This window comes from Methylobacterium oryzae, from assembly GCF_036441375.1.
In the GTDB taxonomy this organism is placed as follows: Bacteria; Pseudomonadota; Alphaproteobacteria; order Rhizobiales; family Beijerinckiaceae; genus Methylobacterium; species Methylobacterium oryzae_A.
Map to the genome: position 1 here is coordinate 446,120 of NZ_MLCA01000001.1, position 22,196 is coordinate 468,315.

Genomic DNA, 22,196 nt, shown 5'->3' on the forward strand with positions numbered 1-22,196 from the left:
ACGGCAGAGATTGTCGCCGTCTGGCTTGTCAGCTCCAGGAACTGACGGACACGAAGAATAGACGGGCGAGTAACGCCACACCGAGCGCGCGAGCGAATCTGCCGGTCCTCCCGGGCCGGGGTCGTCTCAGGGAGGGATGCCGATGGGAAACTGGAGGCATTTCGGTGACCGTCTGGACTACGGTCCGTCCGCGGCCGGCTGTGGTCCCGTGAGCGACGGTCTTCCGGTTTTGCGTGACAAGGTCCTCGGCTGGTCCGACCTGCACAGGCCGGGACCGGACGCGCTCACCCGGCTCGTCGAGGCGGAGATCCTGCCCCGCCTGATGCTCGCCCACCGCCCCGCCGCCCGCGGCCTCCCGGCGGACCGGGCGCCGAGCGCGCGGGAGATCGCCGATTTCAGCGCCCTGCTCCTGACCGCCGGCCCGGTCGACCTCGACGCCCGGGTGGACGCCCTGCGGGACGGCGGCCTGCCGCTCGCGCGCCTGCTCCTCGACCTGCTCGCCCCGGCGGCCCGGCATCTCGGCGGCCTCTGGGAGGAGGATGCCTACGACTTCCTCGCGGTGACGGAGGCCCTCGGGCGGCTCCACGCCGTCAGCCGCGGCCTCTGCGCCGAGCTGGAGAGCGAATCGGTCCCGGCCAACGGGCGCAGCGTCCTGCTGCTGCCCTGCCCGGGCGAGACCCACGTCTTCGGCCTGTCGCTCGTCGCGAGCTTCTTCCGGGAGGCCGGCTGGGACGTCACCACGGCGGTGCCCGGGCCGGGGCTCGATCCGCTGGAGCTGCTCCGCGCCGACTGGTTCGACGTGGTCGGCCTGTCGCTCTCCTGCGACGTCCTGCTGCCGGCCCTGGCGGCGACCGTGAAGGAGGTGCGCCGCGACTCCCGCAACCGGGAGGTCCGTGTCCTGGTCGGCGGTCCGTTTTTCGCGCGCCACGGCGGCGAGGCGGGGGTCGTCGGGGCGGATGCCTGCGCGTCGGATGCGTGCCTGGCGCCCGCCGCGGCGGAAGCTTTGCTGGACAGACAGGCATTGGCCTGCTGAAAGACCTGCTGACAGGGTCTTAACCCGACTATCACATTGCGGTGACCGTGACGCCTCAGCCCCGCCCCTCCACGCAGCAGCCGCCCGTGGCCCTGCAGCAGGTGGCCGGCCTCCTCCAGGGCGAGGCGGTCGGGCGAATCGTCGCGGCGTCGTCCGACCTGTCCCTGGTGATCGACGCCGATGGGGTGATTCGGGACGCCGCGGTCGGCGCCGAACTCGCGCCGGAGACCGTGGCGGGCTGGCTGGGCCGGCGCTGGATCGACACCGTCACGGTGGAGAGCCGCCCGAAGATCGACGCCCTCCTGCGGGACGCCGGGTCCGACGGCATCACGCGCTGGCGCCAGGTGAACCACCCCTCGCCCGACGGGGCCGACCTGCCGATCCGCTACGCGTCGATCCGGCCCGCCGCGGGCGGCCCGATCCTCGTGCTCGGGCGCGACATGCGGGCGGTGGCGGCCCTGCAGCGCCGGCTGATGGAGACTCAGCAGGCCCTGGAGCGGGACTACGACCGGCTCCGCGCCGCCGAGACCCGCTACCGGCTGCTGTTCCAGATCTCCGGCGAGCCGGTTCTGGTGGTCGATGCCGGCACGCGCCGGGTGGCCGAGGCCAACCCGGCGGCGGCGCGCCTGCTCGGGCGCCCCGCCAAGCGCGTCGCCGGGCAGGACGTCGTCGATCTGTTCGACGCCGCCAGCGCCCGGGCCCTGGAGGCGCAGTTCGCCGCCCTGCGGGCGACCGGGCAGGCGGGCGAGATCCGGGCGGCCCTGCCGCACGGGCGCGGGGAGGTCACGGTCTCCGCGTCGCTGTTCCGCGGCGAGGGCGGCGCGAGCGCCCTGCTCCAGCTGGTCGCCGACCCGGCGGCCGCGGCGGCCGGCCCCGACCAGGAGGCGCCCACCGCCGCCGTGATCGAGGCGATGCCCGAGGGATTCGTGGTCACCGACACGGCGCGGCGGGTCCTCATGGCCAACGCCGCCTTCCTGGAACTGGCGCAGCTCGCCACCGCGGGCCAGGCCCGCGGGCGCACCCTCGACCACTGGCTCGGCCGCGACGAGACCGAGGCGCAGGCGCTGTTCGCGACCCTCGTCGACCACGGCGCCGTGCGCCGCTTCGCCACCGTCGTCCGCGGCGCCTACGGCGGCGTGGAGGATGTGGAGGTCGCCGCCGTGTCGGTGGCCGGCCCCCGCCCCTGCCTCGGCTTCGCGATCCGGTCCGGCCCGCGGCGGCTCGCCGAGGGGCGCCCCGGAATCGGCCGGGAGGTGCCCCGCTCGGTGGAGCAGATGACCGAGCTGGTGGGCCGGGTCTCGATGAAGACGCTCGTGCGCGAGACGACCGACCTGATCGAGAAGCTCTGCATCGAGGCGGCCCTGCGCATCACCCGCGACAACCGGGCCTCGGCGGCCGAGATGCTCGGCCTGAGCCGGCAGGGCCTCTACGCCAAGATGCGCCGCTACGGCGTCGGCGACCTGGACGGTCCGGTCGAGGACGTCTGAGGCCGCGGCGGGCCGGGGCGGGGTCCCGCCCCGATCGGCCGCGCGGCCCGCTCCATCGATCCCGTCCCTCCCATCCGTTCGCGCGCGCGGCGCGCCGGACCCGCTCGAGCGCGGCGCCGATTCACGCGCGCGATCGGACGACCGGAGGCTCCGGGGGGCACGATCGGGGGCGGCGGATCCCGGTCCGGGGCACGGGAATGTGTCTTGACTCGCGGCGCGCCCCGCCGGTCTGCCGGATAATGTATTTTTGTCGAGCCGCTGTATTCGCCCGACAAACGCCGCGCACACGCTGCCGCACGGTGTAAATCTATCTTGACACTCCGGCGGGTCCCGGTAGCCTCCCACCATGACCGCTACGCCCGCCCCGAGCGCAGTCATCGAGCTGCTGAAGCCGCTCACGTGGTTCGCGCCGATGTGGGCCTTCGCCTGCGGGGTGATCTCCTCGGGCCAGCCGGCCAGCGGCCAGTGGCCGGTGATCGCCGCCGGCATCCTGCTGGCCGGCCCGCTGGTCTGCGCCACCAGCCAGGCCGCCAACGACTGGTTCGACCGCCACGTCGACGCGATCAACGAGCCGAACCGGCCGATTCCCTCCGGGCGGATCCCGGGCCGCTGGGGGCTCTACCTCGCCCTCGGCTGGACGGCGCTGTCGCTGGCGGTGGCGGCCGCCCTCGGGCCCTGGATCCTCGGGGCCGCCCTGTTCGGGCTCGTCCTGGCCTGGATCTACTCGGCGCCGCCGGTGCGGCTGAAGCGGAACGGCTGGTGGGGCAACGCCGCGGTGGCGCTCTGCTACGAGGGTCTGCCCTGGTTCACCGGCGCCGCCGTCATGGCCGCCGCCCTGCCCGACCGGCGGGTGCTCCTGGTGGCGCTGCTCTACGCGGCCGGCGCCCACGGCATCATGACCCTCAACGACTTCAAGTCCGTGGAGGGCGACCGGCGGATGGGGCTGCTGTCGCTGCCGGTGCAGATGGGCTCCGAGCGCGCCGCGCGCTTCGCCTGCCTGGTCATGGCCCTGCCGCAGGTCGCGGTGATCGCGCTCCTCGTCGGCTGGGAGCGCTACTGGCACGCCGGCCTCGTCGCGGCGCTGCTCGCCGGCCAGTTCGCCCTGATGGCGCGGTTCCTCGAGAATCCCCGGGAGCGGGCGATCTGGTACAACGGCACCGGCACCACCCTCTACGTCCTCGGCATGCTGGTCGCGGCCTTCGCGCTGCGCCCGCTGGTGGGAGGGGCGTGATGGCACCGGACCCGAACGCGGGCCTCGGCTGGCCCCAGATCGTCCGCCTCGGCCTGGTCCAGTCCGCGCTGGGCAGCGTCGTCGTGCTGATGACCGCCACCCTCAACCGGGTGATGGTGGTGGAGCTGGCGCTCCCCGCCCTCGTGCCGGGCCTGCTGGTCGCCCTGCACTACGCCGTGCAGGTCCTGCGCCCGCGCTGGGGCTACGGGTCCGACCGCAGCGGCCGGCGCACCCCCTGGATCGTCGGCGGCATGGCGGCCCTCTGCCTCGGCGGGTTCGGCGCCGCCTGCGGCACCGCGCTGGCCGCCGAGAACCTCGCCCTGGGGCTGGCGCTCGCCGCCCTCTCGTTCCTGTGCGTCGGCATGGGCGTCGGCGCGGCCGGGACCTCCCTCCTCGTCCTGCTGTCGGGCGGCGTCGCGCCGGCCCGGCGGGGCGCGGCCGCCACCGTCGTCTGGGTGATGATGATCGTCGGCTTCGCCGTCACGGCGCCGCTCGCCGGGCACTTCCTCGACCCGTTCTCCGGCCTGCGGCTCGTGGCGGTCTCGGGCACGGTCTCGCTGGTCGCCTTCGGCGTGGCGGCGCTCGCGGTCGCCGGCGTCGAGCGCCGCTTGCCGCTCCGCGCCCCCGAGGCCGCGGAGGCGCGCCGGCCGTTCCTCACCGTGCTGGGCCAGGTGCTGGCCGACCCGGTAGCCCGGACCTTCACGGTCTTCGTCTTCGTCTCGATGCTGGCCTACAGCGCCCAGGAGCTGATCCTGGAGCCCTATGCCGGCCTCGTCTTCGCGATGAGCCCCGGCGCCACCACCAAGCTCGCCGGCCTCCAGCACGGCGGCGTGCTCGCCGGCATGCTGCTCGTGGCGGCGGTGACGCTCGCCGCCCGCGGCACCGCCCTCGCCTCCCTGCGGCTCTGGATCGGGATCGGCTGCGCCGGCTCGGCCGCCGCCCTCTTCGCCCTGGCGAGCGGCGCGGCGTCGGGATCGGACTTCCCCCTGCGCGCGACGGTCTTCGCCCTGGGCGTCGCCAACGGCGCCTACGCGGTCGCCGCCATCGGCTCGATGATGGCGCTGGCCGGCCGCGGCGACGCGCGGGAGCGCGGCACCCGCATGGGCGTCTGGGGGGCCGCGCAGGGCGTCGCCTTCGGGGCCGGCGGCTTCCTCGGGGCGGTGGCGGTCGACGCCGTCCGGCTCGTCACCGCCGAACCCGTCCAGGCCTACGCGGCGGTCTTCGCCGCGGAGGGCGTGCTGTTCCTCGTCGCGGTCGTCCTGGCGGCCCGGCTCGATTCCGCCCCGGCACCGGGCTCGGTGCCGCTCGATCCTGCCTTCAGCGCGAGGTGAGGCCATGGCCCGGTTGGACGATGGCGGCTCCGGCCGCGACAGCTACGACGTCGTCGTGGTCGGCGGCGGGCCGGCCGGCGCCACGGCGGCGACCGACCTCGCCCGGGCCGGCCACGCGGTCCTGCTCCTCGACAAGCCCGGCCGGATCAAGCCCTGCGGCGGCGCGATCCCGCCGCGGCTGATCCGCGACTTCGCGATCCCCGATTCGCTGCTCGTCGCGAAGATCCGCTCGGCCCGGATGGTGGCGCCGAGCGGCAAGGCCGTCGACATGCCGGTGGGCGAGGGCTTCGTCGGCATGGTCGACCGCGAGCATTTCGATCCCTGGCTGCGCGCCCGGGCCGCGGAGGCCGGCGCCGACCTGCTGGGGGCGGCCTACGAGACGATCACACGGCCCGATGGCGGGCCGCCGCTTGTCCATTTCACCACCGGCGCCGGCGAGTCCCTCGCCCGCCACGCCGTCCGGGCCCGCCTCGTCATCGGCGCCGACGGCGCCTGCTCGCCGGTCGGCCGGGCGGAGGTGCCGGGCCACGCCAAGATGCGGCAGGTCTTCGCCTATCACGAGATCCTGCGGGTGCCGGGGGCCGGCGCCCCCGGGGCCGAATCGGTCGAGGCCACCCGCTGCGACGTCTACTACCAGGGCCGCCACTCGCCGGATTTCTACAGCTGGATCTTCCCCCATGGCGAGACGCTGAGCATCGGCACCGGCAGCGCCCGGAAGGGCTTCTCGCTGCGCTCCTCGATCCGGGCCCTGCGCGCCGCCACCGGCCTCGACCACGCCGAGACCGTCCGCCGCGAGGGGGCGCCCCTGCCGCTGAAGCCCCTGAAGCGCTGGGACAACGGCCGGGACGTGCTGCTCGCGGGCGACGCCGCGGGCGTCGTGGCGCCGGCCTCCGGCGAGGGGATCTACTACGCGATGCTGGGCGGCCGGCTCTCGGCCGAGGCCGCCGCCGCCTTCCTGAGAACCGGCGATGCCCGGGCGCTCGCGGGCGCGCGGAGACGGTTCATGAAGCTGCACGGCCGCGTGTTCTGGATCCTCGGGATGATGCAGTGGGTCTGGTACCGCAGCGACGGGCTGCGGGAGCGCTTCGTCTCGATCTGCCGGGACAAGGACGTCCAGCAACTCACCTGGGACAGCTACATGAACAAGGAGCTGGTCCGGGCGAAGCCCGCCGCCCACGCGCGGATCTTCTTCAAGGACCTCGCCCACCTGTTCCGCTGGGTCTCGCCGTGACCGTCCTGGCCGGCGCCGGCTGGGGGCCGCCCGCGGTCGCGGCCGCGGCCGCCGTGCTGGTGGCGATTGCCGGCGCCGCCGCGACCACCACGGACGGCTGGTACCGGGGCCTGCGCGTGCCGGCCTGGAAGCCGCCGGACTGGGCCTTCGGGCCGGTCTGGACCGTGATCTTCGCGCTCACCGCCACCTCCGGGGTGCTCGCCTGGACCGGCGATTCCGACCCGATCGCCCGCGGCGTGCTGCTCGCCGCCTTCGGGGCGAACGGGGCGCTCAACATCGCCTGGAGCGTGCTGTTCTTCCGGTTCCGCCGGCCCGACTGGGCGCTCGCCGAGGTGGCGGCCCTGTGGCTGTCGATCGTCGCGCTGGTGCTGGTCACCGGCCGGGTCTCCGGCGCGGCGGGGCTGATGAACCTGCCCTACCTCGCCTGGGTCAGCACCGCGGCCTGCCTGAACCTGCGCATCGTGCGCCTCAACGCCCCCTTCGGGGAGCCGGCGTGATGGAGGCCCCGCTCGCCGCCGCCTTCGCCTCGGGCCGGATCGTCGACGGGATCCTCCTGCTCGTCGCCTGCGAGGCGCTGGTCCTGGCATGGATCGGCCGACGGCGCGGGCTGCCCTTGCCGTCCCTGCTGGCAAATCTCGCCTCGGGCGCCGCGCTGATGCTGGCCCTGCGGGCGGCCCTGGTGGGGGCCGGCTGGGCCGCGGTCGCCGGGTGGATGCTGGCGGGGCTCCTCGCCCACCTGGCCGATCTCGGCCTGCGGTTCCGGGCGGCCACGGCACAACGCCGCAGCCCGGCGCCGGCCGGAACAACGCCGCGAACGGCCGCGTTCACGCGCGTCGCCCCATTGAAAAAACTCTAAAGTTGCCACGGGAGGTTGCCATGAAGCGCACGAACGCCCTCCCGTCCGGCTGGGCCTCCGCCCCGATCCTGGCGAGCCTGTTCCTGGCCGCCCCGGCCCTGGCCCAGGACGGGTCGGCCGACCAGATCGAGCGCGGCAAGTACCTCGTGACGATGGGCGACTGCGCGGCCTGCCACACGGCGCCGGGCGGCAAGTACCTCGCCGGCAACTACGCGCTGAACATGCCCTTCGGCGTGATCATGACCCCCAACCTCACCCCCGACAAGGATACCGGGCTCGGCAACTGGAGCTACGACGACTTCGATAAGGCGTTCCGGCACGGCTACAGCAAGAATGTCGGCTACCTGTACCCGGCCTTCCCGTTCGGCTGGTTCACCAAGGTCACCGACGACGACACCCAGGCGATCTGGGCCTACCTGCGATCGATCCCGGCCGTGAAAGAGAAGCGGCAGGAGAGCCAGATCCCGTTCCCGTTCAGCGTCCGCACCGCGCTGGTGACGTGGCGGACCGCCTTCTTCACCGACGAGCGCTTCAAGCCCGACCCGAAGGCCAGCGCCGAGGTGAACCGCGGCGCTTACCTGGTGGAGGGGCTCGGCCACTGCGCCATGTGCCACAACGAGAACAAGCTCGTCGGCAATTCGAGCTTCGCGGGCCGGTTCGGCGGCGGCGTGATCGACGGCTGGTACGCCCCCAACATCACGCCCGACGGCCACCAGGGCATCGGCGCCTGGACCGACGAGCAGGTGGTGACCTACCTCAAGACCGGCACCGCGCCGGGCGACCGGCCGGGCGTCGCCGCCGGCCCGATGCGCCAGACCATCATGGAATCCCTCTCCAAGGTGAAGGAGGAGGATCTCAAGGCCATGGTCGCGTATCTCCGCACCGTGCCGGCCAAGCAGACCTACAAGCCGAAGGACCTCACGGCCTTCGACACGCCCGACGCGCCGGGCGCCTCCACCTACCTGACCTACTGCTCCTCCTGCCACCAGCCCGACGGCAAGGGCATCGAGGGCGCGGTCCCGGCGCTGGCCGGCAACACCTCGGTCCAGTCCGAGGGGCCCGAGACGGTGCTGCGGGTGATCTACGGCGGCCTCGCCGCCCAGAGCGGTCTCGCCCCGATGGTGGCGATCGGCCAGCAGATGACCGACGTCGAGGTGAGGAACGTCACCGACTACATCCGCAATTCCTGGGGCAACAAGGCGCCGGTCGTGACCGGCGACAAGGCCTCCGAGGCCCGCGCCGCCACCAAGACCATGCTGGCCGGCACCGCCCCCTGCGCCGAGATCGAGCAGGACAAGCTCAAGGCCGCCTTCGACAGGCTCGGCATCCAGGCGAGCCTGAAGGGGCTGAAGCAGCAGGACTTCGTCCCGACCCTCGCCCGTCTGGTGCAGCAGGTGAAGGCGGAGCCCACCGGCGTGACCGACGACGACGTCGTCAACGGCCTGACCACGGCCTTCTGCAAGGTCGGCCGCGACGACCCGCAATACGGCCAGCCGAGCTGGCCCGCGGTGATCGGCACCTTCGCCAACGTCGCCTACAGCCAGGTGAAGCACCCGGAGAAGCAGGCGGCCAACGTCCCCTCCGCCACCACGCCGCCGGCGAAGAACTGAGGCGCCGCCGGCCGGCCCGCGACGCGCCGCGCGGTCCCGGACTGGCGGGGATGTCCCGGCCGGACCGGGGGAACGGATAAAAGCGTGTCTCGTTGGAGCGGGGACCTGCTCAGCCCAAGCCCGGAGTCCCCGTGTCCAGCCTCGTCCGCATCCTGCTCGCGATCTTCTTCCCGCCGGTCGCCGTGCTCGTCACCACGGGCTTCGGCCTGCAGTTCCTGCTGAACATCCTGCTGTGGATCCTCGGCTGGCTGCCCGGCACGGTCCACGCCCTGTGGCTGATGAACCGCGACCGGCCGCTGGTCTGAGCCCTCAGGGCTTCCGGCCCTCGGGCTCGCCCTTCCGGAGGGCGGGCTTCTCCGCCTTCGCGTCGCCCTTCGCGTCGCCCTTGCCCTCGGCCTTGGCGGTCTTCACCGCGTGGGCCTTGGCGGCCTTCGGCGCGACCTTCTCGGCGGCGCGGGCGAGCTTGACCGGCTCCGGCACGACCGCGGCGTCGACCGCCGGGGTCGGGGGCGCCGCCGGGGCCGGCTTGTCCTTGGCGAAGAGCTGGCCGAACAGCTTCTGGTAGCTGCTCGGGTCGCCGTCCGCGTCCGCGACCGCGATCCGGGCGGGCTTCTCGGGCAGGGCCGCCGTGGTCTCGACCTGCGCGTCGGGGTCGGCGCGGTTCGCCATGAGCGTGGTGGCCGGCGCGGGCTCGCGCCCGCGCCCCTTGCCGCCGGCCTTCGCGGCCCGGGCGGGCGCCGCCGGCTCGGCGCCGGCCAGCATCACGGGCTGACCCTTCGGGCCGACCTCGATCTCCTGCGGGCCCGCCGCGAGGGTCTCGGGCCGGCTGACGTCGCCGAGATTGTGCCGGCCGTACTCCTTGGCGTCGTAGGGCAGCACCGTCTCGGTGCCGCCGAGGCTCGCGAAGGCGCTGGCGTTCTGCGGGCGGAAGACCGGGTTCTGGCCGCCGTCCTGGTAGACGACCCGCACCGCCGGCGTGCCCTTGGCGACGAGGTCGGCGACCGCGCGGGCGTCGTGCGCGCTCTTCTCGGCCACCAGCGGGTCGACATGCGGCTTGCACGCGCCGGCGGCCGCGTCGGCCCCGCCGAACACGTACTTGGTCCCGCACTGGCCGACCTTCGGCTCCTCGCGCAGGGCCTCGAAATAGTCGGACCCCTCCTTGAGGTTCTGCCAGAAGGCGATGTTCGGGTCGTTGCGGAACTTGGCCATGTTCTCGGCCGTCATCCGGAACGGGTAGGACTGGAACTGGAAGCTGCGCTGGCCGCCGATGAACGCGTCGCGGGCGACGGCGTAGATCTCCGCGATGGTGGCGTCGGTCATGGCGAAGCAGCCCGCCGACGAGCAGGTGCCGTGCACCATCAGGTACTTGCCGGTGCGCCCGTTGGCCCGGTCGACGGCGTTCGGGAAGCCCGTGTCGAACGAGAGGTAGTACGACGAGTTCGGGTTCATCAGGCCCGGGGTGATCGTGTAGAAGCCCTCCGGCGCCTGCCGGTCGCCCTCGCGGGTCTTCGGCCCGAGCTGGCCGGACCAGCGGCAGATCGGGTAGGTCTTCAGCAGGGCGTAGCGGCCGTCGCTCCCCCGCTTCCAGATCTCCATCTCCGCCTCCTTCTTGAAGGTGCGGATCAGGATCGGGTCGGAGGGCTGCATCCCCTTGGACTGCATCAACGCGACGGTCTGGGGGGCGATCGGCGCGAGGCTGCGCGCGCTCGGGCCGTTGATCCCGGAACCGTCCTGGCAGGCGGCGAGCGACAGGGCCAGCAGGGACGCCGCCGCCAGCAGTCGCGCGGTCGCGAGACGCGCCGTCATGGGGAACCTCGATCGTCTTACGCGCGCCCGCGGGCCTTGCTGGCCGCGTCGGGTGCCACTCCCCAACCCAATAGGCTCGTTAAGCTTGCGCCTTCCTTACCGCAAGGACCCGGCTGCAACACTGGATTGTTCTCCGGTGTGGAGAGCTCGCGGATGCGCCCTATCCACAGCGCGCCGCGGCGGAGGTTCGACGAGGCCTCCTCGGCCCGCCCGCTCAGGCGAACAGGACCGGCCGCCGCGCCGCCTCGGCGCGGATGATCGCCACCAGCGCCGAATCGTCGGCCGGGTCGGCGAGCCGCAGGCCGACCGGCTCCGAGGGCGTGTGCACGGTGAGCCAGCGCAGGGTCGGCCGCAGGTCGACCGCCTCGGCAACCGCCATGCGCGGGTGCCCGGTCTCGAGCTGCACGAAGGTCAGGTGGTTGCGGCTGGCGCGCTGCCCGAGCAGGTCGTCGATCGCCTCGACCACGTCCCGGGGCGTGTGGAGATGGGTCATCATCCAGAGGCGGTTGTCGGTGCCCGGCGTGTCGAGGGCCCGGCGCAGCCGGCGCACGCCCTCGGTGAGGAAGGCGTAGTCCGCCTCGCTCGTCGCCGGGTCGTGGTGGTTGAACACGCATTCGAGGCCGTGCCGCTCCCGGTAGAGGCGGTGGCGCCCCCGCCAGATGCCGGGGCCGCGCCGCTCGGCCTCCGGGATGCTCTCCAGCTGGCCCCGGTCGACGAGCGCGGCGAAATCGTCGGCGAGGCAGTCCCGGGCCATGCCGGGCATGGAGAAGATCCAGTCGAGGGGCCCCGACCACTGGCGCAGGTCGAGCGTCTTGAGGACGTGCGCCATCTGGCAGTTGCAGCCGAGGGAGACGTGGTTGTGCCGGCCCGGCTCCCGGGCGTCGCGCCGGCCGAGCAGCCGGCCGAGCGCGCCGAACAGGCCCCCCGGCGCCCCGGGCTCGCTCACAGGGTCCGGCCGATCGCCAGGAATTTCTCCGCGCGCCGGTCGCGGATCTCGACGGGCGAGAGGCCGTCGAACTGGGCGAGGGCGTCGGCGACCGCGTCGCCCGCGGCCCGGATCGCCGCCTCGCGGTCGCGGTGCGCCCCGCCGGTCGCCTCCGGGATGATCCCGTCGATGACGCCGAGCCGCAGCAGGTCCTGGGCGGTGATCTTCATGGCGGTGGCGGCGTCGGAGGCGCGGCCCTGGTCGCGCCACAGGATCGAGGCGGCGCCCTCCGGCGAGATCACCCCGTAGATCGCGTGTTCCAGCATGAGGACCCGGTTGGCGGTGGCGAGCGCGATGGCGCCGCCCGATCCGCCCTCCCCGATCACCACGGCGACGTTGGGCACGCCCAGCGAGAGGCAAGCCTCGGTCGAGCGGGCGATGGCCTCGGCCTGGCCGCGCTCCTCCGCCTCGATGCCCGGATAGGCGCCGGCCGTGTCCACGAAGGCGAGGACCGGCAGACCGAACCGGTCGGCGGTTTCCATGAGCCGGACCGCCTTGCGGTAGCCCTCGGGCCGGGCCATCCCGAAATTGTGGCGCAGCCGCGCCTCGGTGGTGGCGCCCTTCTCCTGGCCGAGCACCAGGACCGGCCGGCCGCGGAACCGGCCGAACCCGCCCAGGATCGCCTCGTCCTCGCCGAAGCTGCGGTCGCCGGCGAGCGGCGTGAACTCGGTGATGAGCCCGTCGCAATAGTCCACGAAGTGGGGCCGCTGCGGGTGGCGGGCGACCTGGGTCTTCTGCCAGGGCGTGAGATTCGCGTAGATCTCGGCGAGCGCCTGGCCGGCCTTGGCCTCGAGCCGGCCGACCTCCTCGGCGATCGAGACCGCGCCGTCGCGCGCGCTCACGGCGCGCAGTTCCTCGAGCTTGGCCTCCAGCTCGGCCACCGGCTTCTCGAAGTCGAGGTAGGTGCGCGTCACCGCCATCGTATCACAGGTCTTCCCGGAATCCGCCGCGGGGGGCGGCGGGCGCGAGGTGTTGGCGATGGCGGGGATGGTGTCAACCGGCGTCGTGGCGGGAGCGCCCCGCGCCGGGGGCGGCTCAGGCCGCGTCCAGCGCCTCCCGGGCGATGCGGCGGCAATGCTCCAGGTAGCCGCGCTGGTGCGCGCCCATCAGGTCGGTGACCGCGGACCAGAGCCAGCCGGGGGCGTCGGGGCCCGGCCCCGGCGCCCGCACGGCGTCGATCCAGGCCCGGCGGTCGGCCTCGCCCATCTGGCGGCCGTGGGCCCGGCCCAGGATGGCGGCGAGGTGGCGGGAGACCCGGACCGCCTCGCCGCGGGAGAACTGCTCGGCGTCGATCTTGAGATCCTGCGGCAGCAGCTCGCGGACCGTGACGGGCGTGCCGCCGGCGCGGTCGCCCACATGGCCGGCGACCATCCGGTCTCCGAGGTTGGGCGACAGCGCCCGGGCGCCCGCGACGACGCGTTCGGCGTGGTCGGACGGCACCGCGATCCCGGCGGCGGCCGGCGCGAGGTGCGGCACGGCCTCCTTGACGTCGAGGAGGGCGAGCTGCGGGCGGTCGCCGCCCAGCACCTCCACCAGGACGGCGTAGCGCAGGCGCCCGAGGGAGCTGCAGCCCTTGATCCAGTAGGCGGCGTCGAGCAGCCGGATCTCGGCGTCGTCGGCCGCGCTGCCGAGCGCCAGGACGAGGCGGCGGATCTCCGGGGCGCCGATCAGCGCCGTCAGCGATGCCTGCTCGTCCGCGTCGAGGTCGAAGAACCGGCTGCCCCGCGGGAGCCGGGCGGCCTTGCCCTTCAGGCGCTCGCGCGAGAGGTGGCGCCAGCGCCGGCCGAGCGCCCGCCGCTTCGTCGTGACGACGATCTCGGACGGTTCGACGCCCCGTTCGGCCCCCTCGGGATCGGCGATCCCGTCGGCGTAGCCGTCCGCCATGGCGTCCATCATCCGGGCGGTGACGATGCCGGGCAGCGTCGCGTTGAGCGCCGCGGTGACCAGGGAGAGCGCCAGCCGGACGAGGTCGAAGGCCGGGTTCGCCACCACGGTCTGGTCGAGGTCGCGGATCTGGATGTCGATCCGGCCGTCCGGGGCCGCGAGGGCGCCGAGATTGCCGAGATGCGCGTCGCCGCAGATCCAGACCGGCGGCCCCTCGGGCAGGGTGCCGGCCGGCATCCCGGCGATCAGCTCGTAGAAGCGCGCCGTGCTGCCGCGGACATAGGCGTGCGGCGAGGAGGCGATCTTGCACAGGCGGCGCTGGTTCAGCACGCTCGCGTCGCGGCCGGATCGTGCCGGCACCTGCATGTCCATGGGCCCCGTCCGATCCCGCGCTCCGCCGGCCTCGCCGGGCCGGCCGAATCCGATAACACGGCGAGGCCGGCAAGTTCATCCGCGGGCGCGGGCGCGCGTATTGACGCGGGCCGCCCGTCAGGCCGCCTGCGACTCGACCCGGTTCCGCCCCGCCGCCTTGGCCCGGTAGAGGGCGAGGTCGGCGCGCCGGAGCATGTCGGCGGGGCCGTGATCGTCGACGCGCCGCACGGCGACGCCGATCGAGACGGTCACCGACACCGTCCGGGTGGCCCGCAGCACCGTGAACGGCACGGCCTCGACGCGCTCGCGGATGCGCTCGGCGATGCCCTGCGCCTCGACGAGACCCGCCTCCGGCAGGATCACCACCACCTCCTCGCCGCCGTAGCGCGCCACGATGTCGATGGGCCGCGTGTGCTGCCGGACCCGCTCGGCGAAGCCGCGCAGCACCTCGTCGCCGGCCTCGTGGCCGAAGCTGTCGTTGATGCCCTTGAAGTGGTCGATGTCGAGGATCAGCGCGGCGAGGTTCGACCGGCGGGCGGCCTCGTCGCCGAACAGCGTGCCGAGATGGTTGTCGAGGTAGCGGCGGTTGTGCAGGCCGGTGAGCGCGTCGGTGACGGCCATCTGCAGAGAGGCCTGCATCGCCCCCCGGAGCGCGTCGGTGAAGCGCTTGCGCTTCACTTGGGTGCGGACCCGGGCCATCAGCTCGTTGCGGTCGACCGGCCGCATCAGGAAGTCGTGCACGCCGAAATCGAGGCCGCGGACCACCCGGGCGCGGTCGTACGCCTCGGCGAGCATGATCAGCGGCATCGCCCGGGTCCGGTCCAGGGACCGGAGCTGGCTGCACAGGCGCAGGCCGTCGAAACCGGTCAGGTCGAGGCTCACCAGGGCGAGGTCGAAGGGCTCCTCGGCGGCGCGGCGCAGCGCCTCCTGCGGGTCGGGCTCGACCGTGACGACGTGGTGCTGGCGCAGCGCCCCGGCGAGGCGCTCGGCCGATCCGGGGCGGTCCTCGATCAGCAGGATCCGGGCGTCGAGGCCGGTCTCGGCGGTGGCGAGCGCAAGGGGATCGCCGATGCCGAACTCGCGCGAGGCGAGCGCCCGCTGGCGCAGCTCGTCCGTCACGGCCTTGAGACGCACGAGGCTGCGCACCCGCGTGAACAGGGCGGTGTCGTCCACCGGCTTGGTCAGGAAGTCGTCGGCACCGGCATCGAGGCCGCGCAGGCGGTCCGCGGGCTGGTCGAGGGCCGTGACCATCACCACCGGGATATGGGCCGTGAGCGGGTTGTTCTTGAGGTGCCGGCAGACCTCGAACCCGTCCATGCCGGGCATCATCACGTCGAGCAGGACGAGGTCGCAGAGGCCCTTCTCGCAGATCGCGATCGCGTCCCGGCCGTTCATGGCCGCGAGCGTGTCGAAATATTCCAGGCCGAGCTTCGTCTCCAGAAGCCTGACATTCGGGAACAGATCGTCGACGATCAGGACACGGGCCGACATGCTTCCTCGTCAGGGCTCGGGTGAGCGGCCCGGACCGGGCGCCGTGTGCCGTTTGGAGCGCGCCGCCGGGCGGCCGCGGGGGCCGGGACGGACACGACGGGACGGACGGTTGAACCGGTTCCCGGCCCGGCGCGGCCGGGGGACCGGTTCAACGGCACGGCTCGCCGGCGTCAACGCGGTTCAAGATAGGCCCGAACCGTTGCCAAAAACTTCGCGACCGAGATCGGCTTCGACAGGTAGGCCTCGCAGCCGCCCTCGCGGATCCGCTCCTCGTCGCCCTTCATGGCGAAGGCCGTGATGGCGATGACCGGAATGCTCTTGAGGTCGTCGTCCTCCTTGAGCCATTTCGTCACCTCGAGGCCGGAGACCTCGGGGAGCTGGATGTCCATGAGGATCAGGTCGGGGTGATGGGCGCGCGCCAGCTCGATCGCCTCGATGCCGTGGGCGGTCTTGAGCGTCGCGTAGCCGTTCGCCTCCAGGAGATCGTTGAACAGCTTCATGTTCAACTCGTTGTCCTCGACGATCAGCACCGTCTTCTTCATGATCCGTTGTCCCGGTGCGCGCCGATCATGATTAGCGGGCCGTGAAGCCCCTCCGTCACCTTTGTAGCGTTCACATGTTGATGAATGGCAAACCTCTTCAAGGGCATGAGTCGGCCGAACGGCTCGCCCTGGACGTTCTGTTGTGGATCGCTGGGGACGACGACCGTCTCCTGCCCTTCCTGGCGGCGAGCGGCCTGAGCCCCGACACGCTCCGCGCGAGCGCCCGGGAGCCCGCCTTCCTGGTGGGCGTCCTCGACCACGTGATGGGCGACGAAAACGTCCTCGTCGCCTGCGCGAACGGCCTCGGCATCAAGCCGGAGCGGATCGCCGCGGCCTGGCAGGCGCTGTCGCCGCGGCCGGACGACGCGTGGGCGTGAGGCGGGCGCGTTACGGGCGGACGGATCGCGGTCCGGGAGCCGGCCGGGCGCGCCTTCAGGGCGTGCAGCCCTTCCCCGCCTCCCGGTCGGCCCGCCCCGCCTTGGCGTCGATGTCGAGGGCGGTCATGTCGCCCAGGATGGCGAAGTCGCCGTAATCGAGCTTGAGCGCGCCGCTGACGCCGTTCTCGTACAGGTCGAAGCCGAGGGTGTAGATCGGCGTGCGCTCCCCGGCCCCCTCGGTGTAGTAGCTGAGGCGGACCGGCCAGTGCGGCATGGTGGCCAGCGACCCGGCGCGCAGGGGCTTGTCGCGGGTCGAGTCGGCGGCCGGGGCCGGGCCGGTCTCGGTGTGGCCGATCACCGCGAAGGTGTCGTAGACCTTCCTGCCGTCGTCCGAGCCGTCGAAGACCTTGACCGCGAGGGTCGACTGGCCGGCCCGGGCCGCCTCGATCAGGCGGCGCATGTGCTCGCTTGGGAACAGGACCGGCCCCTCGACGGTGAACGGCTTGGGGCCGCCCTTCAGCTTCACCGTGAGGGCGTCGCCCTGCTCGGAGGCGGTCCCGTCCACGGGGGCTGCGGGCTTGTTGTTGGTGAGCGTCGTCGTCTTGAACCGGAACTCGCGCCCCTGCCCGCCCTCGAAGGTGGTGCTGCGCATGTCGGACAGGCGCGCCCCGGTCTCGCCGGAGGACAGCTCCGTCACCTGGCGGGTCTGCATCGTGTAGCCGCGGCAGGCGTCGCCGCGGAAATCGATGACGATCCGCCCGCGTGCGCTCTCCACCGAGCGGGTGCCGCCGCCCTCGGCCAGCGACAGGTCGTAGACCGCGCGGTGGTTGGCGAGCACGATCTCGGGCGCCGGCGGCTTGGCCTCCGGCTCGGGCCCGGCCGGCGGGGCCGCGCGCGCGGGCCCGGCGCCGACGAGAAGGCCGGCCGTCAGCAGTGGGAAGAGGCGCAGGCGCATGGACAACCCCGGTTCGGTCCGCCGCAGATAGCAGGCCCAGGGAATCGGGCAATGCTTGGACTGCACCCGAACCGCCGGGCGCCCGCACCGAGAGGCGTGCCGGTGCGCCCGCGGCCGCCCTACCGGTAGCCCTCCGCCTGCAGGGTGAACAGCTCGGCGTAGCGGCCGCCCCGGTCCATCAGCGCGGCGTGGCTGCCCTCCTCCAGGACCCGGCCGCCCTCCAGGACGAGGATGCGGTCGGCCATGCGCACCGTGGAGAACCGGTGCGAGATCAGCACCGTCGTCCGCCCCGCCGACAGGTCCCGGAACCGCGCGAAGACGTCGTGCTCGGCCCGGGCGTCGAGGGCCGCGGTCGGCTCGTCCAGGATCAGGATCTCGGCCTCGCGCATGTAGGCCCGGGACAGCGCGACCTTCTGCCACTCGCCCCCGGACAGGTCGAGGCCGCCGGCGAAGCGCTTGCCGAGCGGCTGGGCGTAGCCCTCGGGCAGGCGCTCGATGACCGGGGCCGCGAGCCCCCGTTCCGCCGCGGCCGCGATGCGGCCCGCGTCCCCGGCGGCCTCGATCCGGCCCACCGCGACGTTCTCCCCGGCGGTGAGGTCGAACCGGACGAAGTCCTGGAAGATCGCCCCGATCCGCGCCCGCAGGTCGTCGAGGTCGTAGGCGGCGAGCGGCGCTCCGTCGAGGAGCACGCGGCCCTCGTGCGGGTCGTACAGCCGGGTCATCAGCTTGACGATCGTGGTCTTGCCGGCGCCGTTGCCGCCGACCAGCGCCACCGTCTCCCCGGCCCGGACCGCGAAGGAGAGGTGGCGCAGGGCCCAGCCCTGCGCGCCCGGGTAGCGGTAGCCGACCTCGTCGAAGACCAGCCCGGCGCGGATCGGGCTCGGCACCGGCGCGGGCCGCGCGGGCGAGCGGATCTGCGGCCGGATCGCGAAGAAGGCGTAGAAATCCTCGAGGTACTGCGCCTGGCCGGTGATCTGGGTCAGCCCGAGCAGCAGCCCTTCCAGGCCGCCGCGCAGCCGCTGGAAGGCGCCGGCCAGGAAGGCGAGGTCGCCCACCGAGAAGGCGCCCGCCACCGTCCGCCAGACGATCACCGCGTAGGCGGCGTAGTAGGCGAGCGTCCCGAGGCTCGCGAAGGCGAAGCCCCAGCCGGCCCGGGCGGTGGCGAGGCCGCGATTCTCGGCGAGCAGCCGCCCCGCCACGCCGGCGTAGAGCCCGGTCACGTAGCCGGAGAGGCCGAAGAGCTTGATCTCCTTGGCGGTCTCGACGCTGGCGCCGAGGTAGCGCAGGTAGTCGATCCGTCGCCGCTCGGGGCTGCGGATCCAGGCGAGGCGGTAGCCGGCCTTGGTGAAGTGCCACTCGTTGAGGACGGCCGGGACCAGGGCGGCGGCGATCAGCACCACGAGCCAGGGCGTGAAGGCCGCGACCCCGATCGCCAGGGTCGCGAGGGTCAGCAGGCCCTGCAACTGGCCGAACACCGTCCCGATGAGGCCGGTGCGGCCGCTGACCTGCCGGCGCGCCCGCTCCAGCCGGTCCTGCTGGGCGCTGTCCTCGAACTGCGCGAGGTCGAGGGCGGCGGCGTGCGCCATCAGGCGCAGGGAGGCGGCGTTGGCGTAGAGGTCGCCGATCAGGGTCTCGACGAGGCTGGTGAGCCGGCCCGCGAGGTCCGAGGCGAGGGCGAGGCCGAACTCGGCGGCGACGAGGCCGGCGAGCCGCGCCCGGCCCGGATCGGCGAGCCACTCCGCGAGCCCCGCCCCGGGCGCCGGCCGGGCGTGCTCGGCCACGATCCCGTCGAGGATCAGCTTGGCGAGGTACAGGGTCAGGACCGGCAGGCAGGACGCCACGAGGCGCAGCGACAGGCTCGCCGCCAGCAGGCGCGGGCTCGCGGCCGCGATCTCCCGGAACAGGGTCGGCAGGTGGCGGAGGGCGCCGACGCGCTCGCCCAGGCGCTGACCGAGGCGCTCGCCGAGTCGCTCGCCGAGTCGCTGACGCAAGCCCGCCCCCGGCCGCGGCGCGGGCCCGCTCATCCCCTGGGGATGACCCGCCGGGTTTCGGGCGTGGATTGGACGACGCGCAAGGACAGCATTAACTGTAGATGCATATAGTTTTAATCCTCGTCGAGTGATGCGTGCTCAGCGGTCCTGCAATCCTCAGAATTTCGGTTCTCCTCATCATTGCCGGCATCCTCGCGGCGGTGGTGCAGGTCCTGCTGCCGAGCCCGGCGCCCGGCCCGGTATCTCCGCCCGTGCCCGCGCCGGCGGCCCCGGCGGCGCCCCAACCCTCGGCGACGGTCCCGCGATCCGAGCCGACGGCACCGTCCGCCCCGCCCNGGCGCCGGCGCAGCTGCCCTCCGACGCGACGGCGTTCCCCGCCGAGCCGCCCCCGCGGGAGGCGCAGCCTCAGGGACAGGAGGCGGCCGGTCAGGCCGAGGTCGAGCGGGCGGAGGATAGCGCCGGGCCCAGGGCCCTGGCCGTGGTCGATCTCAACACCGCCTCGGTGGCGGATCTCAACCGCCTGCGCGGCGGCGGCGCCATCGGCCGGGCGATCGTCGCCAAGCGGCCCTACACGTCGGTGGAGCAGCTGCTGTCGAAGCGGGTGCTCAGCCGGCCGGTCTACGAGAAGATCAAGGATCAGGTGACGGTGCGGTGAGGCCGGACCCGCGTCACGTCCAGGCAGGGCGATCTCCGGTCCGGTTCCGGAACCGCCGCGGCGCCGGGATCCCGCTCCGAGGGCGGCTCCGGGTCCGGGCCCGCCCGCGGCGGCCCGGACCCGCGGCGCGGCCCCGGCGCGGAGATCTCAGAGCTTCGTGCCGAAGATCTCCGCCACCTGCGGGATGTCCTTGTCGCCGCGGCCGGACATGTTCATCACCATGAGGTGCTCGGCCGGGCGCTGGGGCGCGAGTTCCAGGACCTTGGACAGGGCGTGGGCCGGCTCCAGGGCGGGGATGATCCCCTCCAGCATCGAGCAGAGCTTGAACGCCTCCAGCGTCTCGGAATCGGTCGCCGACAGGTAGGTGACCCGGCCCATCTCGTGCAGCCACGCGTGCTCGGGGCCGATGCCCGGGTAGTCGAGGCCCGCCGAGATCGAGTGCGCGTCGGCGATCTGGCCGTCCCCGTCCATCAGCAGGTAGGTGCGGTTGCCGTGCAGCACGCCCGGCTTGCCGCCGGTGAGCGAGGCCGCGTGCAGGCCCGACTGGACGCCGTGGCCCGCGGCCTCGACGCCGAAGATCTCGACCTCGCGGTCGTCCAGGAACGGGTGGAACAGCCCCATGGCGTTCGAGCCGCCGCCGATGCAGGCGACGAGGGAATCCGGGAGCCGGCCCTCCTGGGCGATCATCTGCTCGCGGGTCTCGCGGCCGATCACCGACTGGAAGTCGCGGACCATCGCCGGGTACGGGTGCGGGCCCGCCACCGTGCCGATGCAGTAGAACGTGTCGGCGACGTTGGTGACCCAGTCGCGCAGCGCCTCGTTCATGGCGTCCTTGAGGGTCTTGGTGCCGGATTCCACCGGGACCACCTCGGCGCCGAGCATCTTCATGCGGAAGACGTTGGGCGCCTGCCGGGCGACGTCGACCGCGCCCATGTAGACGACGCATTTGAGGCCGAAGCGCGCGCAGAGGGTCGCGGTGGCGACGCCGTGCTGTCCGGCGCCGGTCTCGGCGATGATCCGCGGCTTGCCCATCCGGCGGGCCAGCAGGATCTGGCCCAGCACGTTGTTCACCTTGTGGGAGCCGGTATGGTTCAGCTCCTCGCGCTTGAAATAGACCTTGGCGCCCTGCCCCGCCGGCGCCTTGGCGCGCAGGTGCTCGGTGAGGCGCTCGGCGTAGTAGAGCGGGCTCGGCCGGCCGATATAGTGGGTGCCGTAGCTCTCCATCTCGGCCTGGAAGGTCGGGTCCTGCTTGGCCGTCTCGTAGGCCGCCTCCAGCTCGAGGATCAGCGGCATCAGCGTCTCGGCGACGAAGCGGCCGCCGAAGATGCCGAAGCGGCCGCGCTCGTCGGGGCCGGTGCGGAAGGAGTTGGGCTCGGGCGCGATGGTCACGGGACGGGTCCTGCGGGCGAAGCGATGGTTGGCGCGGTGCCTAGACCCATGCGGGCGGCACCGCAATGCGGCCTCGCGCCCGCGTAACCGGATCGGGCGCCACGGCGAACACGCTGTCAGCATCCGGCAGGAGGTTGACCATGGCCCTTCGCGACACGATCCGCCCGGTTCTCGGGGCCGCTCTCGGGCTGGGCCTCGCCGCGGCTCTCCTGCTGCCGCGCCTGCCGGCCTTCGCCGAGGAGGCGCCCCGGCGCCTGCCGGAGGCCGCGACCCGGTCCGCCGAGCTGCCGGGGCCGCGCGTGGCCGTCTTCGCCGGCGGCTGCTTCTGGGGCGTGCAGGGCGTGTTCCAGCACGTCCGCGGGGTCAGCAGCGCGGTGTCGGGCTACGCCGGCGGCACCCGCGCGGAGGCCGATTACCGGACGGTGAGCGGCGGCGGGACCGGCCATGCCGAGGCCGTGGCCGTGACCTACGACCCGGCCCTGATCCGCTACGACGAGCTCCTGCGGATCTTCTTCTCGGTGGCGCTGGACCCGACCCAGGTGGATCGCCAGGGACCCGATGCCGGGCGCCAGTACCGCTCGGCGCTGTTCCCGCAGGATGCCGACCAGGCGCGGGTGGCGCGGGCCTACATCGCCCAGCTCGACGGGGCCAAGGCCTACGCGCGGCCGGTCGCCACCCGGATCGAGCCGGGCGCCGCCTTCTACCCGGCGGAGGCCTACCACCAGGACTTCATGGCCCTGCATCCGGGGCACCCGTACATCGCCGCCAACGACGCGCCGAAGCTCGAGGCGCTGCGGGCCCTGTTCCCGGAGCGGACGGCCGCGCAGCCGGTCCTGGTCAGCCGCCCGCCGGCGTGAGCACTCTCACCGTCATCACGAGCACAGCGAAGTGACCTAGGGCAGCGCGACAGCCTGAAGCGTGGCGCCCCCCTGGATCGCTTCGCTCCGCTTGCGAGGTTGACGGTGCGATC

At 73.4% G+C, this 22,196-nt stretch carries 21 protein-coding genes; 12 read left to right on the top strand and 9 right to left on the bottom strand.

The genetic code is table 11. The features are described 5' to 3' along the window. Positions 1–142: 142 nt before the first annotated feature. From MOTC310_RS02000 to MOTC310_RS02040, 9 genes are all read left to right on the top strand, one after another. The gene (locus MOTC310_RS02000) at positions 143–1,033 is read left to right on the top strand and encodes a cobalamin B12-binding domain-containing protein (protein ID WP_331300620.1); all 891 of its coding nucleotides are present in this window, start codon (positions 143–145) and stop codon (positions 1,031–1,033) included. 41 nt (positions 1,034–1,074) lie between these two features. Next, positions 1,075–2,520 (top strand): transcriptional regulator PpsR, encoded by a 1,446-nt coding sequence (gene ppsR, locus MOTC310_RS02005; protein ID WP_331300621.1) that lies wholly within the window; start codon positions 1,075–1,077, stop codon positions 2,518–2,520. Positions 2,521–2,866: 346 nt separating this feature from the next. Next, positions 2,867–3,751, top strand: a complete 885-nt coding sequence (chlG, locus tag MOTC310_RS02010) for a chlorophyll synthase ChlG (RefSeq protein ID WP_331300622.1) — start codon at positions 2,867–2,869, stop codon at positions 3,749–3,751. Beyond that, a complete protein-coding gene (locus MOTC310_RS02015) occupies positions 3,751–5,082 on the top strand; it encodes a BCD family MFS transporter (protein WP_331300623.1) in 1,332 nt (443 codons plus the stop codon). Before chlG ends, MOTC310_RS02015 begins: the two co-directional genes overlap by 1 nt. A gap of 4 nt (positions 5,083–5,086) precedes the next feature. Continuing rightward, positions 5,087–6,313, top strand: a complete 1,227-nt coding sequence (locus MOTC310_RS02020; protein ID WP_331300624.1) for a geranylgeranyl diphosphate reductase — start codon at positions 5,087–5,089, stop codon at positions 6,311–6,313. Continuing rightward, positions 6,310–6,810, top strand: coding sequence for a TspO/MBR family protein (locus MOTC310_RS02025; RefSeq protein WP_419539842.1), 501 nt, complete (start codon positions 6,310–6,312; stop codon positions 6,808–6,810). Before MOTC310_RS02020 ends, MOTC310_RS02025 begins: the two co-directional genes overlap by 4 nt. Further along, complete coding sequence (locus MOTC310_RS02030; RefSeq protein ID WP_331301449.1) at positions 6,810–7,169, top strand: hypothetical protein; 360 nt, start codon at positions 6,810–6,812, stop codon at positions 7,167–7,169. Before MOTC310_RS02025 ends, MOTC310_RS02030 begins: the two co-directional genes overlap by 1 nt. Before the next feature lie 20 nt (positions 7,170–7,189). Beyond that, entirely contained in the window at positions 7,190–8,779 is a 1,590-nt protein-coding gene (locus MOTC310_RS02035; protein WP_331300625.1) for a c-type cytochrome, read from the top strand. Between the two features lie 131 nt (positions 8,780–8,910). Further along, complete coding sequence (locus MOTC310_RS02040; protein WP_331292599.1) at positions 8,911–9,084, top strand: YqaE/Pmp3 family membrane protein; 174 nt, start codon at positions 8,911–8,913, stop codon at positions 9,082–9,084. 4 nt (positions 9,085–9,088) lie between these two features. On the opposite strand, the gene MOTC310_RS02045 is transcribed toward MOTC310_RS02040, so the two are convergent. The 6 genes from MOTC310_RS02045 to MOTC310_RS02070 all read right to left on the bottom strand — a co-directional run bounded on the left by MOTC310_RS02045 (position 9,089) and on the right by MOTC310_RS02070 (position 15,859). Continuing rightward, positions 9,089–10,585 (bottom strand): L,D-transpeptidase family protein, encoded by a 1,497-nt coding sequence (locus MOTC310_RS02045; protein ID WP_331300626.1) that lies wholly within the window; start codon positions 10,583–10,585, stop codon positions 9,089–9,091. Positions 10,586–10,799: 214 nt separating this feature from the next. Continuing rightward, positions 10,800–11,531 carry a DUF1796 family putative cysteine peptidase gene (locus MOTC310_RS02050; protein ID WP_331292585.1) on the bottom strand — a complete coding sequence of 244 codons (732 nt, stop codon included), beginning with the start codon at positions 11,529–11,531 and terminating at the stop codon, positions 10,800–10,802. Beyond that, complete coding sequence (locus MOTC310_RS02055; protein WP_331300627.1) at positions 11,528–12,490, bottom strand: acetyl-CoA carboxylase carboxyltransferase subunit alpha; 963 nt, start codon at positions 12,488–12,490, stop codon at positions 11,528–11,530. The genes MOTC310_RS02050 and MOTC310_RS02055 overlap by 4 nt, the downstream gene beginning before the upstream one ends. A 115-nt stretch (positions 12,491–12,605) precedes the next feature. Then, entirely contained in the window at positions 12,606–13,826 is a 1,221-nt protein-coding gene (locus MOTC310_RS02060; protein WP_331300628.1) for a DUF2252 family protein, read from the bottom strand. A 117-nt stretch (positions 13,827–13,943) separates the two neighbouring features. Beyond that, entirely contained in the window at positions 13,944–15,317 is a 1,374-nt protein-coding gene (locus MOTC310_RS02065; protein ID WP_331292582.1) for a PleD family two-component system response regulator, read from the bottom strand. A 170-nt stretch (positions 15,318–15,487) separates the two neighbouring features. After that, complete coding sequence (locus MOTC310_RS02070) at positions 15,488–15,859, bottom strand: response regulator (protein ID WP_007560977.1); 372 nt, start codon at positions 15,857–15,859, stop codon at positions 15,488–15,490. Between the two features lie 80 nt (positions 15,860–15,939). On the opposite strand from MOTC310_RS02070, the gene MOTC310_RS02075 reads away from it, so the two are divergent. Next, complete coding sequence (locus MOTC310_RS02075) at positions 15,940–16,236, top strand: DUF3572 domain-containing protein (RefSeq protein ID WP_026605257.1); 297 nt, start codon at positions 15,940–15,942, stop codon at positions 16,234–16,236. 55 nt (positions 16,237–16,291) lie between these two features. Here MOTC310_RS02075 and MOTC310_RS02080 read toward each other — a convergent pair whose 3' ends face one another. Both MOTC310_RS02080 and MOTC310_RS02085 read right to left on the bottom strand, forming a co-directional pair. Beyond that, a complete protein-coding gene (locus tag MOTC310_RS02080) occupies positions 16,292–17,191 on the bottom strand; it encodes a cell envelope integrity EipB family protein (RefSeq protein WP_331300629.1) in 900 nt (299 codons plus the stop codon). Positions 17,192–17,310: 119 nt separating this feature from the next. Further along, positions 17,311–19,215 carry an ABC transporter ATP-binding protein gene (locus MOTC310_RS02085; protein WP_331300630.1) on the bottom strand — a complete coding sequence of 635 codons (1,905 nt, stop codon included), beginning with the start codon at positions 19,213–19,215 and terminating at the stop codon, positions 17,311–17,313. A gap of 445 nt (positions 19,216–19,660) precedes the next feature. Between MOTC310_RS02085 and MOTC310_RS02090 the strand changes: the two genes are divergently transcribed. Then, complete coding sequence (locus tag MOTC310_RS02090; RefSeq protein ID WP_331300631.1) at positions 19,661–19,837, top strand: helix-hairpin-helix domain-containing protein; 177 nt, start codon at positions 19,661–19,663, stop codon at positions 19,835–19,837. 147 nt (positions 19,838–19,984) lie between these two features. Here MOTC310_RS02090 and trpB read toward each other — a convergent pair whose 3' ends face one another. Beyond that, the gene (gene trpB, locus MOTC310_RS02095; protein WP_331300632.1) at positions 19,985–21,226 is read right to left on the bottom strand and encodes a tryptophan synthase subunit beta; all 1,242 of its coding nucleotides are present in this window, start codon (positions 21,224–21,226) and stop codon (positions 19,985–19,987) included. Positions 21,227–21,366: 140 nt separating this feature from the next. On the opposite strand from trpB, the gene msrA reads away from it, so the two are divergent. Further along, the gene (gene msrA / locus MOTC310_RS02100; RefSeq protein WP_331300633.1) at positions 21,367–22,083 is read left to right on the top strand and encodes a peptide-methionine (S)-S-oxide reductase MsrA; all 717 of its coding nucleotides are present in this window, start codon (positions 21,367–21,369) and stop codon (positions 22,081–22,083) included. Positions 22,084–22,196: the final 113 nt, after the last annotated feature.